We start from the raw sequence: 14444 nt of genomic DNA on the forward strand, positions 1-14444 counted from the left end.
GCGCGGTCCCGACAAGACAGGAGTGCACCCACTCGTGGCGTCCGTCATCGACACCGTCGTCAATCTGGCCAAGCGCCGCGGCCTGGTCTTCCAGTCCGGCGAAATCTACGGCGGCACCAAATCGGCATGGGACTACGGCCCGCTCGGGGTGGAGTTCAAGGAGAACATCAAGCGGCAATGGTGGCGGTCGGTCGTCACCGGCCGTGATGATGTCGTCGGCCTGGACAGCGCGATCATCCTGCCGCGCGAGGTGTGGGTCGCCTCCGGTCACGTCGAGGTGTTCAACGACCCGCTGGTGGAGTGCCTCAACTGCCACAAGCGCCACCGTCAGGACCACATGCAGGAGGCGTACGCGGCGAAGAAGGGTGGGAACCCGGACGACGTGGCGATGAGCGAGGTCGTCTGCCCGGACTGCGGCACCAAGGGGCAGTGGACCGAACCGCGCGACTTCAACATGATGCTCAAGACCAACCTCGGCCCGATCGAAACCGACGAGGGCTTGCACTACCTACGTCCGGAGACCGCGCAGGGCATCTTCGTCAACTTCGCCAACGTGGTCACCACCGCGCGGCGCAAACCGCCGTTCGGCATCGGCCAGATCGGCAAGAGCTTCCGCAACGAGATCACCCCGGGCAACTTCATCTTCCGCACGCGTGAGTTCGAGCAGATGGAGATGGAGTTCTTCGTCGAACCGTCCACCGCGCCGCAGTGGCACCAGTACTGGATCGATGCCCGACTGCAGTGGTACGTCGACCTCGGTATCAACCGCGACAACCTGCGCCTGTTCGAACATCCGCTGGAGAAGCTGTCGCACTACAGCGCCGGCACCACCGACATCGAGTACAAGTTCGGTTTCGCCGGCAACCCGTGGGGTGAGCTCGAAGGTATCGCCAACCGAACCGACTTCGACTTATCCACGCACTCAAAGCATTCCGGTGTCGACCTGTCGTTCTACGACCAGGGCACCGACACCCGTTACGTGCCCTACGTGATCGAACCGGCCGCCGGCCTGACCCGCTCGCTGATGGCCTTCCTGGTCGACGCCTACCACGAGGACGAAGCCCCCAACGCCAAGGGCGGGGTGGACAAGCGCACCGTGCTGCGGCTGGACCCGCGGCTGGCGCCGATCAAGGCCGCGGTGCTGCCTCTGAGCCGCAATGCCGACCTGTCGCCGAAGGCCCGGGACCTGGCCGCCGAGCTGCGTCGGTCCTGGAACGTCGAGTTCGACGACGCCGGGGCGGTGGGCCGGCGCTATCGGCGCCAGGACGAGATCGGCACGCCGTTCTGCATCACGGTGGACTTCGACTCGCTCGAAGACCACGCCGTCACCGTGCGCGAGCGCGACAGCATGGCCCAGGAGCGGGTGGCCATCGACGCGGTGGCCGACTACCTGGCGGTGCGCCTGCGGGGTTGCTGAGGTTTTGCGCGAGCTGGGGGCACCTCCCGCTTGCGCGAGCGTGCGTGTCCCCGGCCCGACACTCCGTGCCGGAGCCGTGTCCACGCACGCTCGCGATCCACAGGGGCTCCGTAGGCCGCGGTTATCCACAGCGGTGACTAGCGGCATTCCCGCTCGCGTCGCACGCTGCGGCGATGAACGAACTCGATACGTTGCTGGCCGGCCAGGGCGGTGTGGCAACCGCCGCGCAACTGATAACGCGATTGGGCCGCGCGGCATTCGAAACAGGCGTGGCCCGCGGTGACCTCGCACCGGTGTGGTTCGGCATCTACAGCCGCACCGACCCGGACGTGATGACCCGGTTGGCGGGCGTGGACCTGCGTGCCGGTGAACAGGTGGCGATCTGCCTTGGAACCGCGGCTGCGGCATACGGTTTCGATACCGAGGACGGATCGGATCTGCACGTGCTGAACCCGGTCGGGCATCAGCTTCGGAAATCCGACGGGCTGGTGATCCACCGCCGCGACGGGGCGCCGTTGGCCCTCGTCGACGGCCGGCTGGCGACCGAACCCGGCTGGACCGCAGTCGAAGTCGCCCGCGGCCTGCGCCGGCCCCGCGCGTTGGCGACCCTCGACGCAGCCCTGCGCAGCGGCTCCTGTGATCGGCGTCAATTGCGCTCGGCCGCGGCCCGTCAGGCCGGGCGGCGGGGGATCGTCATGGTGCGCGATCTCATCCCGCTGGCCGATGGCAGGTCAGAATCGGCGATGGAGAGTGAAGCCCGGCTGGGGATGCTCGACGGCGGGCTACCGGCACCGGAACTGCAGTACGAGATCATCGACCGCAACTTCCAGACCTGGCGGGTGGACTTCGCCTGGCCGGAGTGTCGAGTCGCGGTCGAGTACGACGGGTTCGACTTCCACAGCAGCCCCGAGGCGCTGCGTCGAGAGCGGCGAAAGCGCGCGGCGCTGCAGGAGGTGGGCTGGACGATGCTCTCGATCGTCGACGACGACGTCCGGCGCCGGTCCTGGGACATGGTGCGCCGGATCGAGGGCGGGTTATCCCGGTCGCGTGCGGCGTGAGCGTGCGCAATTCCGGTAATTTTCTGGGCGAGTCGGCCGGGGACACGCACACTCGCGGAGAAACGGGCTAGAAGCGGCCGCCGCCGCCGAAGAAACCTCCGCCGCCCGAGGAGCCGCCGAAGGAGGTCGGACTCCACCCTCCGCCACCCCCGCCACCGAAGCCACCGCCCATACCGCCACCACCGAGAATGTTGCCGATGATGATGCCGCCCAGCATGGCGCCGGTGTCGTTGCCGCCGCCCGGGCCGCCGCCGTAGCGCCCGTAGTAGGCCCGCTGCGCGGACTGCACGTCGGCCTTGGCCAGTGACTGGGCCGCGGCCGCCAGCGTGGCCGCGCCGTTGGCCTGGCTGATGGCGCCGGGAACATCGGTGCTGCGCTTGTTCTCGGCGGCGTCGAGCCGGCGGCGGGCTTCGGCCAGTCGGGTGCGCGCCTCGGGGCCGACGCTGCCGCGGCGGGTGTCGATGTAATCCGACACGGCGCGGATCCGCGACGATGCGGTGAACAGGGCCTGTTCCAGGGTGCGGGCCAGTCGCTCGGCGGCCGCGTGTTCCTCGGCCAGGGTGTCCAACAGCTGTTCCAGATCGGAGTCCGCCTTGGTCAACGCGGTGAACGCCCCCAGCGGATCCCCGGACGCCCGGGCGGCGGCGACGGCCTTGACCGCGGTGTCGCGGGCCGAGGTCAGCTCCGATTTGTGCACACCCGCCCCGCGCTGCAGTTGCGTATCGGCCTGCGCGATGCCGGCCTCGGCGTCGGTGATGGCCTCGGGCAGCGTGGCGACCGCGTGCCGGATGTCGCGGGCGGCGTTATCCACCGCATCGAGCAGGGCCCGGCCCTGGCCCAGCCCTGACTCGGCGGCCCGCACCGCGTCCACCAGATCGCTCTGCCCGCCGGTCACCGGGCGATCGGCCAGCCCGCGGGCCCGGGTGATGTTGCGCTCGGCGAAGGCCGCACGGTCCTGCGCGGTCTTGACGTTGCCGGACACCGAGCTCAGTGCCGTGGCGTCGAATTCGCGGTGCAAGTCGACCAGATGCCGCTCGGCGGCCGGGATGCGGCCGGTCAGCTCGACCAGGCGCTGAGTCAGGTCGTCGAGCCGCTCCGGCGCGTTGATGACCAGGTCGCGTAACTGTTCGAACGACGCGCGCTGTGTCTCCAAGTCGCGGTCGGCCTTCGACGCGGTGACGATCACCCCGGTCAGCAGATCGCGCTGCTGGGCCGGGGTCTCGGGGATGTCGTCGTCGAGTTGCTGGCGCACAGTGAAGGCGTGCTCCATGGCGGCCTGGGCGGCGGCGACCGCCTGCGCGAACGGTTGGGTGCGGTCATCGCCGAACTCGTCGACCGCCAGGTGTAACTCGTTGGCGCTGGTGCGCACCGCGTTGTCGACTTCGACCACCTTCTCCCGCGATAGCGCGTCCAGGGCGAACACCGGCACGTCGGCCAGCGCATTGGGATCGGTCGAATCGACCCGCCGGGCCGCTGCCAGCGCCGCGGCGCGCCGGCGATGGCGAAGCCGGCGTACCACCAGCAGCACCACGACCCCGGCGGCCGCTACGGCGGCCAGCGCGATCAGGATCGGCGCCCAGCTCACCTCGGCCGGTGCTGCCGCGGAGTCCAGCCCGGTAGCGGCAACGGACGCCGCCCCGGCCCAGTCGCCGCGGTGCAGGGCCGGCTCGATCTGGTTGCGCCGCAGCGCGTCGACCTTGCCGGTGCTGATCTCGGAGATGCCGTTGGACACCAGGAACGCATAGCTGTGGTCGGCGGTGGCCACCGCCAGCATGGCGTCGTTGCCGCCCAGGTCGCTGAGCCGGGCCGTGCTGCGGCCCCAGTCGTCGGCGGTCTGTCCGGAGAAGACGTCGACGTAGACCACCCACAACCGGATGTGCCGGTCGGCGTAGAGCTTGTCGATCGCGGCCTGCACCCCGGCGCGGTCGGAGGGCGACAGCACCCCCGCGCTGTCGGTGATCGAGCTGGGCAGGCGCAGCGGTGGTTGCGCCGCGGCACTCGGAGCCAGGAGCAGCATCGCGGCGAGGATCGCGCACGCGGCGCTGGCCAGGCGGGTGATTCGCATGCTGGCCAATGTATATGCGATCCGCAGGCGATCGATGGAATTCTGCGTCCGGCAGGGCGGCGCAGCGGCGGACTCCGGCCCGGCCTGTCATGGATGCGGTCGGGATCAAAATAGACTGGCGGCAGTGGCCACCAACTCCTACGACAACTACGACAGCTACGACGCGCACGATCGCGACCGAATCGTGGCGGAGCCGTCGAAAACCGCCGGCCTACCTGGCACCGGCGGCCAGCACCGAACCGACTTTGCCCGCGACCGGGCCAGGGTGTTGCACAGCGCCGCCCTGCGCCGGCTGGCCGACAAGACCCAGGTCGTCGGTCCCCGTGACGGCGACACCCCCCGGACCCGGTTGACCCACTCGCTGGAGGTGGCGCAGATCGGGCGGGGGATGGCGATCGGACTGGGCTGCGACCCCGACCTGGTCGACCTGGCCGGACTGGCCCACGACATCGGGCACCCGCCGTACGGGCACAACGGCGAGCAGGCGCTCAATGAAATCGCCTCGGGTTGCGGTGGTTTCGAAGGCAACGCGCAGAATTTTCGTATCCTGACCAGCCTGGAACCCAAAGTTCTGGGGCCGAACGGCGCAAGTGCGGGCCTGAACCTGACCCGGGCGACCCTGGACGCGGTCACCAAGTATCCGTGGCCGCGCCAGTTCGGTAGTGGCGCGGCCCGGACCAAGTTCGGCTTCTACGACGACGATCGAGCCGCCGCCGAATGGATGCGGCAAGGAGCGCCGGATGGCCGGGTCTGCCTGGAGGCGCAGGTCATGGACTGGGCTGACGACGTCGCTTACTCGGTGCACGACGTCGAAGACGGCATCGTCGCGGGCCGTATCGACCTGCGGGTGCTCGCCGACGCCTCGACGGTGGCCGAACTGGCGCGCCTCGGCGATCCCGACGGGGTCCATGACCTGGCCGCGGCTGCTCATCGACTCACCGAATTGCCGGTGGTGGCCGCGGTCGGCGTCCACGACGCGGCCCTGTCGGCATCTGTGGCGCTGAAGCGACTGACCAGCGAGTTGGTCGGCCGGTTCGCCTCCGCGGCGATCACCGCCACCCATGCTGTCGCCGGCCCGGGACCGCTGACGCGCTACCAAGCCGATCTGGAAGTGCCCGAACTGGTCCGGGCCGAAGTGGCCGTGCTGAAAACCCTTGCGGTGCAGTTCATCATGTCCGAAGATCAGCACCGGAAAATTCAGGCCGCCCAGCGCGAGCGGGTTCACGCGGTGGCGCACCGGCTGCTCGGCGGGGCACCGGACAGTCTGGATCCGATCTTCGTCCCGGCGTACGCCGCCGCCGGCGACGACGCCGCGCGACTGCGGGTCGTCATCGATCAGATCGCGTCGTGCACCGAGGGACGATTGGAGCGCCTCGAGACGGGCTAGTGACATAGCGGCGGCCCCAAGCGCCCGGCTTCGCCGCGCTTGCGACCTGCGCGGGCGAACTCAGCTGAGCTTGGTGACCTTGTCCATCATCGCCTGCACGGCCTCGATGCTGCTGGTCTGCGGATCGCCGGAACCGGTGGCGTTCTCGGTGCCGGTGAACGCGATGAGAACTCCGACGATGCAGTTGCCCTGCACGCCGACGGCCCGGGTGTCGGGGGCCTTGGGGCTCTTGTCGAGCACGATGGACGCCGCCAGCACGTCATCGGTGATCCGGACGTCGGTGATGTGCATTTCGGTGCCGTTGAGGTGCGGCTGTGCGCTCGGATCGGTGTCGGCCGCGTTGACCGGTTGCCCGTCGCAGTGTTTCCACTGCTCGGCGAAGCTCGCGAACAACGCTTGAGCGTCCGCCGCGCTGGGCAGAGCGACCACCGCCTCCTTGACGAACATCACCCGGGTGCTGAGCGGTTTGAAGCCGTCCCGGTTGGGCTCGGAGTCGATCCACGTCTCGCGTGCGTAGCTCTGCACGTCGGCCGAGGCGTACACGCTCTTCGGTGCGACGTCCACCACGCCGGCGCACTCGCCGGGCGACGTCGAATCCTCCATGGCTTCCGGGCCGCCGTAGGACGGCGGACCGGTGACGGTCGTGAAGGGCTGATCCAGCATCTTGGTGAGGTCGGCGCCGTCGAGCAGGACCTGCTTGACGGTCTCGCCGGTGATGCCCGATGCGGCGCCGCGGGACCGGTGGGGCAGGACCAGCCACACCGCCAGACTCACCACAGCCAGTACGACGACAGCGATCGCGAGCAGAAGGCGAGGTCGTTTGGAATTCGCTGTCGTTGGCTGCTCGGACTGACTCATGCGCGCTCCCTGACGTCGACGTTGACGGACCGAGCTTAAAACATGGCGGCTTGGGGCTGCCTGTGCGCTCTAGACTGACCCGGTGCCCGGCCGTATCTCCGATCGTGACATCGCCGCTATCCGCGAACGTGTCCGGATCGAGGATGTGGTCGGCGACTATGTGCAGCTCAGGCGGGCCGGAGCCGACTCGCTCAAGGGCCTGTGCCCGTTCCACAACGAGAAGTCGCCATCGTTTCACGTTCGGCCCAACCACGGCCTCTTCCACTGCTTCGGCTGCGGGGAAGGCGGTGACGTCTACGCGTTCGTGCAGAAGATCGAGCACGCCAGCTTCGTAGAGGCGGTCGAACTACTGGCCGACCGGGTCGGCCACACCATCACCTACACCGGGGCGTCAGCCACCAATATCCAGCGCGAGCGCGGCGGCCGTAGCCGGCTGATCGCCGCCAACGCGGCCGCAAGCGAGTTCTATGTCACCGCACTGGGCACCGCCGAGGCGGCACCGGCGCGGCGATACCTCACCGAGCGCAACTTCGACTCCGCCGCCGCGGAGCGCTTCGGGTGCGGATTCGCCCCTTCCGGGTGGGACACCTTGACGAAACACCTGTTGCGCAAGGGCTTCGAGTTCAAGGAACTGGAGGCGGCGGGTCTGTCCAGGGAGGGCCGCCGCGGCCCGATGGATCGGTTCCACCGTCGGCTGTTGTGGCCGATCCGTTCCTCGGCCGGAGAAGTGATCGGGTTCGGCGCCCGCCGATTGTTCGACGACGACCCGATGGAGGCCAAGTACGTCAACACCCCCGAAACCACGCTCTACAAGAAGTCCAACGTGCTGTTCGGCTTGGACCTGGCCAAACGGGACATTGCGCGGGGGCACCAGGCCATCGTCGTCGAGGGGTACACCGACGTGATGGCGATGCACCTGGCCGGGGTGAACACCGCGGTCGCATCGTGCGGCACCGCCTTCGGCGACGAGCACCTGGCCATGCTGCGCCGACTGATGATGGACGACAAGTTCTTTCGGGGTGAGCTGATCTACGTCTTCGACGGCGACGCAGCCGGTCGCGCGGCCGCGGTCAAGGCGTTGGAGGGTGAGCAGCAGCTGGCCGGGCAATCGTTCGTCGCGGTCGCCGCCGACGGCATGGATCCGTGCGATCTGCGCCTGGCACACGGCGACGAGGCGTTACGCGATCTGGTGGCGCGCCGAACGCCGTTGTTCGAGTTCGCAGTTCGCACCGCACTTTCGGAAATGGATCTCGACAATGCCGAGGGCCGGGTCGCCGCGCTACGCCGCTGCGTGCCGATGGTCGCGGCGATCAAGGACCCAACCTTGCGCGATGAATACGCGCGTCAGCTGGCCGGCTGGGTGGGCTGGGATGACGTCGCGCAGGTGATCGGAAGGGTGCGCGCGGCGGCCAAGAGTTCCAAGGGTGTCGCGACTCGGGGGTCCGCCGCGACCGCCACGGCGGCCACTCAGCCGCCGGTCGCGCGCCCCAACCCTGCCGATCCGACGTTGTGGCCGCAGCGGGAGGCGCTCAAGGCGGCACTGCAGTTCCCCGCGCTGGCCGGGCCGGTGTTCGACAGCCTGACGGTGGAGAGTTTCACCCACCCCGGTTACGCGGCGGTGCGATCTGCGATCGACACGGCCGGCGGGACCGCCGGGGCGGCTGCGGTGGCCGCCGGCGCGCAATGGATCGAAACGGTGCGCGAGCAGACGACTTCGCCGCTGACCATCGGGCTCATCCACGAGTTGAGCGTGGAGTCCATCCGCGTCGACGACGACAAGTTGCCCCGCTACATCGGCGGTGTGCTGGCCCGGTTGCAGGAGGTGTGGGTGGGCCGGCAGATCGCCGAGGTCAAGTCCAAACTGCAACGCATGTCACCGGTGGAGCACAGCGACGAGTACCACGCGCTCTTCGGTGATCTGGTGGCGATGGAGGCCTATCGGCGCAGCCTGCTGGAGCAGGCCAGCGGCGACGATCTGACCGCGTGATCGCGGCGGGTCAGGCGTAATCGGCACCGCCTGATCGGGCACAGCTCAGCGCGCGTCGGGGTCCTGCGGGTCTTCGGGCCGCAGCACGGTGGTGCCGTCCTCGAGTTCGGTCAGCGTCACCATCGTTTGTTCGGGATGGATCCGGTTGGCGATGCTGCGTCGCCCCTTGTCGATCACCGATTTGGCGATGGGGCTGCTGGTCAGCGCCTGGTAGGTACCGACAATCTGCTCGTAGCGACGACGCCCGGCTTTCGTGCCCATCACGTAGCCGACGCCCATCACGACGACGTACCCGATCAATGCTGCTCCCTACAACTGGCGGTGCGATGGTTCCATCCTGCCTCACGCAACGGCGGGGTGTTTGGGTGCGACCCCCGTGGGGCGGCGGGGCCGTCCGGATGCGCTAGAGTCGTGCAAGTCCACGCGGACAGCAGTCCCCTGTAGCTCAATTGGCAGAGCATTCGGCTGTTAACCGGAGGGTTGGTGGTTCGAGTCCACCCGGGGGAGCTTCGTTTTACCGGCGTCAGTCCAGCCGGGGAATCACCGAGGGTCCGGTCTGCTGAGGCTGCGCAGGCGCCGCGAACATCTGCTGCTGTTGCTGCTGTGATTGCGGCTGCTGCTGCTGTTTGGCGGCGCGGGCCTGAGCGAGCGCGTTGACCAGCGGGCTGGCGGCCATCAACTCGCGGCGCTCTTCCTCGCTCAGTTCGTATATCGCCCACGCGCCCCAGGCGGCCGGGCGCACGTAGAGGGTGACCTGCTGGCGACCGTTGTTGAAGACGGCGGGAACGGCCACGGCCCGATCGGCGGCGGCGTAGGTGGCCATCTCCTCGGTGATCCGCTCGATATCGGCGGAGTCCTGCAGCTCATAGGTCGGCGACTGGCCGCCTTTGGTCGGTGAGGCATTCAGCGCAAGGAACCACGCCATGAGAGATACTCCTTCGTTCGGGCCGGGGTCTCGACAGCCTATAAAGACGACTGTCCGGGGGATTCACCGGCGGGCGGTACCGACAAGTGTTCCGGATGCAGCATCTCGGCGTATCGCAGCTGTTCGGGGATCCCGAACCCGTCGACCAGGGTCTGTGCGTGCGGCCGCAACTTGCGGCACCGGTCGTTGATGCCGCGGGTCACGGCCTTGGCCCGATCGGTGGACAGATATCGGTGCTCGACGTACCACGCCTTGTCGTCCTCGATGACGCTCAGCGCGTACAGGTCGCACACCAGCTCCAGCAGCTCGCGGGCCTCGGGGTCCGGGCATGAGTCGATCCCGGCGACGAAGGCCTCCAGCACCACCCGGTCGATGTGGGCGGCGGCCGCGTGCAGTACGTGGTCCTGGACCGCGTTGAAGGCGTCGAAGTCGCTCATCTCCTCGGACTTGGCCTTCAACCGGCGCGCCACCGACGTCAGCAGATATTCTTCGCGGTCCTCGAACATGTGCACCTGGGTGCCCCGGTTGAACAGACTGCCTTCCTCCTCGCTGTCCTGCCGGGCGTCCACGAACGTCTGGATGATCGTCTCCGCCGCGGTACGTTTCAGCACCCGGTCACCGACGGTCTCGGCGGCGAATCGCACCCAGTCGACCGGGCTCATGCCGGCGATGTCGTCGGCGTAGGCGGTCAGCAGTTGCTTGGCCACCAGCTGGGTCAGCACGTGGTTGTCGCCTTCGAAGGTGGTGAACACGTCGGTGTCGGCGCGCAACGCGATCAGGCGGTTCTCGGCCATGTAGCCGGCGCCTCCGCAGGCTTCTCGCGACTCCTGGATAGCTCGGGATGCGTGCCAGGTGTTGGCTGCCTTCAGCCCGGCTGCTCGCGCTTCGAGCTCACGCTGTTCTTCGGCGTCGGGGTCGTCAGCGGTCTGCAGGTCGTGGCACCTGCTCACCAGCTCGTTCTGGGCGAACTGCAGCGCATATGACCGTGCGATCAGCGGGAATAGCCTGCGCTGGTGCGCCAGGTAATCCATGATCACTACCTCACGCTCGGTTCCGTCATCGCCCGGCGCACTGAACTGCTTGCGCTGCAAGGCATATCGGGTAGCGATGTCCAGGGCGACCCGAGCGGCCGCTCCCGCGCTGCCGCCTACCGAGACCCGGCCCCGGATCAGGGTGCCGATCATGGTGAAGAACCGGCGGCCGTCGCTTTCGATCGATGACCGGTAGCTGCCGTCGGGCTCGACATCGGCGTACCTGTTCAACAGGTTCTCCCGCGGGACCCGGACGTGATCGAACACGATGCGGCCGTTGTCCACCCCGGGCAGCCCACCCTTGTAATGACAGTCCGACGTGGTGATGCCGGGCAGGTCGTTACCGTGCGCGTCTCGGATCGGCACCAGGAAGCAGTGCACGCCATGACTTTTACCCTCGGTGATCAGCTGGCCGAACACCGCGGCGACGGTGGCGGTTTCGGCTGCGCCACCGATGTAGTCCTTGCGGGCTGAACCGGTGGCCGAATCGATGACGAATTCCTGGGTTGCCGGATCGTAGGTGGCGGTGGTCTCCAGGGCCTGCACGTCGCTGCCGTGGCCGGTCTCGGTCATCGCGAAGCAGCCGAGCACCTCTAGGTCGATGATCTTCTGGACGTAGGCGCGGTGGTGGCGCTCGGTGCCCAGGTTCTCCACGGCGCCGCCGAACAAGCCCCACTGCACTCCGGCTTTGACCATCAGGGACAGATCCGACATCGCCAGCATTTCGATCATGCTGACCGCTGCGCCCACGTCGCCGGTTCCGCCGTGTTCCTTGCGGAAGCTGTCGGCGGCCACGCCGCTGCCGGCCATGATCTTGAGCTGTTCGGCGACCTTGGCGCGGGCGATCACCGTGTTCGGGGTGTGGTGCGGACGGAACTTCTCATCGGAGAGGGTGGTTCGCACCCGATTCTTCACCGCGCGCCAGCGGCCGTCCAAGGTGTCGCACAGAGCTTCGGAGGTGGTCATCCTTGCACCGTATCCGGGCGGGGATCCCGGTAAACCGGGTTTAAATTACGGTGTGCCTTGGAAGCTGGGGCGGCTGCTGCCGCTGTGCTGGATATTCGTCGCCGGCTGCAGCCCGTGCGTGGCTCCGGTGGCGGCGCCGGGACCGGAATACCTCGGCCAGATCCAACTGGCGCCGAACACCACATTCGACGGCACGACGGTCGGCGGGTTGTCGGGGATCAGTTACGACTCCGGCCGGGACTGTTACTACGTGATCAGTGACGACCGGTCGGCCCGTGGCCCGGCCCGGTTCTACACGGTGCAACTTTCGGTGTCGGATCGGGGCGTCGACGGTGCGACGGTCGGCGCCGTCCACCCGCTGTTGGATGAGCGCGGGCGGCCGTTCGCACCGCGATCCTTCGATCCGCCGGCCGTGCCACCGGACCCGGAAGGTATCGCCTTCGACAGCGGCCGCCAGCGGCTGTATTGGTCGTCGGAGGGCGAGCGGCGCACCGACGGACCGCGCGGCCCGGTGCTGGCCGATCCCTGGGTCAGGATCGCCGGGCTCGACGGAAGCTATCTCGGGCGGTTCGCCATGCCGCCGGAGCTGGCCATGTCGGCGCAGCGCACCGGGCCTCGCCGCAACTTGACGCTCGAGGGTCTCACCGTGACCGCCGACGGCCGGCTGCTGTTCACCGCGATGGAGGGGCCCGGCTACGACGACGGCGCCCTGCCGGATCAGGCGAACGGTGCGCTGACCCGCATCACCGCCTATCGCCTCGACTCCGGCGCCGACCCGGCCGTGCCGGCCGCGCAGTACGCCTACCCGCTGGAAGCGGCCAACGCGCCGGCCGAGACCAACGGTCTCACCGATCTGGTGGCGCTGTCGGACACCGCGTTCCTGGTGATCGAGCGGGCGTTCAGCGTCCGCCCGACGGTGCGGCTGTTTCGGGCCGAGATCGGTGGTGCAACCGACGTGCTGGGTGTGCCGGCACTGACCGGCGCAACCGTGACCCCGATGACGAAGACGTTGCTGGCCGACCTGTCCGCCACGCCGGGCCTGGAGCCGCTGGACAACATCGAGGGGATCACGCTGGGTCCGCGACTGCCCGACGGCCGGCAAACGGTGGTGCTGGTCAGCGACGACAACTTCTCGCCGCGCCAGTTGACACAGTTCGTGGTGCTGGCGATGCCCGCGAGTTGACCCGGGCGGCAGCCGGACCTGCTGAGACTGAATACAACCCGTCGTCTAGTAATTGGTGTTTTGCGAATGCTACTCGGTGTAATTGGCAACCCCGAGTATCGAAAAGAGTCAACTTCAACTATGCCCTGATAGCGTTAGCGCGATGCGGTACGACTGCCAGTCAGTGACGAGGCTGAGATCGCGCCTTGGCTGAATCCACCGACCGGCGCGCCGATGCAACGCGCCAGCAGATCATCCGTGCCGCTGCGCATCAGTTCGCTCAGCGGCCGTATCACGACGTCGGCCTCGACGACATCCTTGCCGAAGCGGAATTGACCAAGGGAGCAATGTATTTTCATTTCCGCTCCAAGCATGCGCTGGCACTGGCCGTCATCGACGAACAACTCGCCAGGGCCGGGGCGGCGGTGCAGGCATTGATCGACCGGAAGCTCTCCGGCCTGGAAACCCTCATCGATGTCGGCTACATGATGGCGGTTGAAGACATCTGCAGCGACACCGCGCGAGCGGTGCTGCATCTGTTACCGGTGGTCGGTCGTGCCGAGGGGCTGCAGACCACGGTGCTCAACAATGCGGTTCAAGCGCTGAGCGTGGTGGCCGAACGGGCGATCGCCGAAGGCGACGTCGTCGACAGCGATCCGCAGGACGTGGCCCGGGTGCTGATGACGCTGTTCCTGGGTTTGCGACAGGCCGGCAACCTCGATGAGCCCGAACAGTTCCTGCGCCAGGTCGAGCGGGCCTTGATCCTCGTGCTTCCCGGTATGGTGCCGTCCGACCGGATCGATTACTTTCTCCAGTTCGTCCGGCGGCGCACCGTGCTGGCTGTCAGGACCACGTCGGCGGGCTCCGCCGTGGCCGGCGACCGGGTCGGCTGATGGCGCGCCAGGTTCGATCCGAGGCGACCCGGCGGAAACTGCTCGACGCGGCCATCGATGTGTTCGGCGAAGTCGGCTATGTCGGCGCCGGGCGTACCGCGATCATCGAGCGGGCCGGAGTGACGAAAGGCGCCCTGTACCACCACTTCGACTCGATGGAGTCACTGGTGATGGCCATCATCGAGGGTGGATTCACCACGATGTTGAACACGTTCCGGAGCATGTGTCAGCCGTCGTCGCCGGCGTTGGAGGGCATGATCCACGGCATGTTCGCCGTCACCGCGGTGCTGGCCGTCGACAAGGAGGCGCGCGCTGCCGGCCACCTGGTTTTCGCGCTCTCCGAATCCAACGATCTCGGTGGTGACGTCGCCGGCGAATGGGCGGCGGTGGTGGCCGCCCAGACCGCACGCGCGATCGCCGAGGGTGACCTGCGCGAGGACCTCGAACCCCGGCAGGTCGCCGAGTCGATCACCGGAGCGATGCTCGGGACGTGGCTGCTGTCGCGCTCCGGCGATAGTCTCGGCCGCTTGACCTGGATGTGGGACTTGCTGCTTCCCGCGATCGTGGCGGCGGACTCGCTGGTGTACTTTCAGCAATTTTTGGCTCGCGAAGCGCTGCGTCATCAGGTCAGCCCCGGCAAGGTCGACGGCGACGAGAATTCAGCTGCCGACGAGGATTCAGCCGCCGACCACTGA

12 protein-coding genes and 1 tRNA gene are annotated in these 14444 nt (G+C 67.9%); 8 read left to right on the forward strand and 5 right to left on the reverse strand.

What is annotated here, in order from left to right; translation table 11 throughout:
• The first annotated feature begins 22 nt into the window (after positions 1 to 22).
• Together ACZYY4_RS04120 and ACZYY4_RS04125 are read left to right on the forward strand one after the other, a co-directional pair.
• Positions 23 to 1417 (forward strand): glycine--tRNA ligase, encoded by a 1395-nt coding sequence (locus ACZYY4_RS04120; protein ID WP_463808182.1) that lies wholly within the window; start codon positions 23 to 25, stop codon positions 1415 to 1417.
• A 173-nt stretch (positions 1418 to 1590) separates the two neighbouring features.
• On the forward strand, positions 1591 to 2475 hold the full coding sequence (locus ACZYY4_RS04125) for a hypothetical protein (RefSeq protein WP_463808183.1): 885 nt from the start codon (positions 1591 to 1593) through the stop codon (positions 2473 to 2475).
• A 67-nt stretch (positions 2476 to 2542) separates the two neighbouring features.
• On the opposite strand, the gene ACZYY4_RS04130 is transcribed toward ACZYY4_RS04125, so the two are convergent.
• Positions 2543 to 4540 (reverse strand): TPM domain-containing protein, encoded by a 1998-nt coding sequence (locus ACZYY4_RS04130; protein WP_463808184.1) that lies wholly within the window; start codon positions 4538 to 4540, stop codon positions 2543 to 2545.
• A 124-nt stretch (positions 4541 to 4664) separates the two neighbouring features.
• On the opposite strand from ACZYY4_RS04130, the gene ACZYY4_RS04135 reads away from it, so the two are divergent.
• Positions 4665 to 5927: a deoxyguanosinetriphosphate triphosphohydrolase gene (locus tag ACZYY4_RS04135; RefSeq protein ID WP_463808185.1), complete on the forward strand. Its 1263-nt coding sequence runs from the start codon at positions 4665 to 4667 to the stop codon at positions 5925 to 5927.
• Positions 5928 to 5987: 60 nt separating this feature from the next.
• On the opposite strand, the gene ACZYY4_RS04140 is transcribed toward ACZYY4_RS04135, so the two are convergent.
• Complete coding sequence (locus tag ACZYY4_RS04140) at positions 5988 to 6785, reverse strand: sensor domain-containing protein (RefSeq protein WP_463808186.1); 798 nt, start codon at positions 6783 to 6785, stop codon at positions 5988 to 5990.
• An 82-nt stretch (positions 6786 to 6867) separates the two neighbouring features.
• Here ACZYY4_RS04140 and dnaG point away from each other — a divergent pair, with 82 nt between their 5' ends.
• Complete coding sequence (gene dnaG, locus ACZYY4_RS04145) at positions 6868 to 8772, forward strand: DNA primase (protein WP_463808187.1); 1905 nt, start codon at positions 6868 to 6870, stop codon at positions 8770 to 8772.
• Positions 8773 to 8817: 45 nt separating this feature from the next.
• Here dnaG and ACZYY4_RS04150 read toward each other — a convergent pair whose 3' ends face one another.
• Entirely contained in the window at positions 8818 to 9072 is a 255-nt protein-coding gene (locus ACZYY4_RS04150; RefSeq protein ID WP_463808188.1) for a hypothetical protein, read from the reverse strand.
• A gap of 134 nt (positions 9073 to 9206) precedes the next feature.
• On the opposite strand from ACZYY4_RS04150, the gene ACZYY4_RS04155 reads away from it, so the two are divergent.
• Positions 9207 to 9279, forward strand: a tRNA-Asn gene (locus ACZYY4_RS04155).
• Between the two features lie 16 nt (positions 9280 to 9295).
• Here ACZYY4_RS04155 and ACZYY4_RS04160 read toward each other — a convergent pair.
• Both ACZYY4_RS04160 and ACZYY4_RS04165 read right to left on the reverse strand, forming a co-directional pair.
• On the reverse strand, positions 9296 to 9697 hold the full coding sequence (locus ACZYY4_RS04160; protein WP_463808189.1) for a hypothetical protein: 402 nt from the start codon (positions 9695 to 9697) through the stop codon (positions 9296 to 9298).
• A 38-nt stretch (positions 9698 to 9735) separates the two neighbouring features.
• Complete coding sequence (locus ACZYY4_RS04165; protein ID WP_463808190.1) at positions 9736 to 11694, reverse strand: acyl-CoA dehydrogenase family protein; 1959 nt, start codon at positions 11692 to 11694, stop codon at positions 9736 to 9738.
• Positions 11695 to 11746: 52 nt separating this feature from the next.
• On the opposite strand from ACZYY4_RS04165, the gene ACZYY4_RS04170 reads away from it, so the two are divergent.
• From ACZYY4_RS04170 to ACZYY4_RS04180, 3 genes are all read left to right on the forward strand, one after another.
• On the forward strand, positions 11747 to 12877 hold the full coding sequence (locus ACZYY4_RS04170) for an esterase-like activity of phytase family protein (RefSeq protein WP_463808191.1): 1131 nt from the start codon (positions 11747 to 11749) through the stop codon (positions 12875 to 12877).
• Between the two features lie 185 nt (positions 12878 to 13062).
• Positions 13063 to 13749 (forward strand): TetR family transcriptional regulator, encoded by a 687-nt coding sequence (locus ACZYY4_RS04175; RefSeq protein ID WP_463808192.1) that lies wholly within the window; start codon positions 13063 to 13065, stop codon positions 13747 to 13749.
• Positions 13749 to 14444, forward strand: coding sequence for a TetR family transcriptional regulator (locus ACZYY4_RS04180; protein WP_463808193.1), 696 nt, complete (start codon positions 13749 to 13751; stop codon positions 14442 to 14444). Before ACZYY4_RS04175 ends, ACZYY4_RS04180 begins: the two co-directional genes overlap by 1 nt.

This window comes from Mycobacterium sp. IDUB_21, from assembly GCF_055419425.1.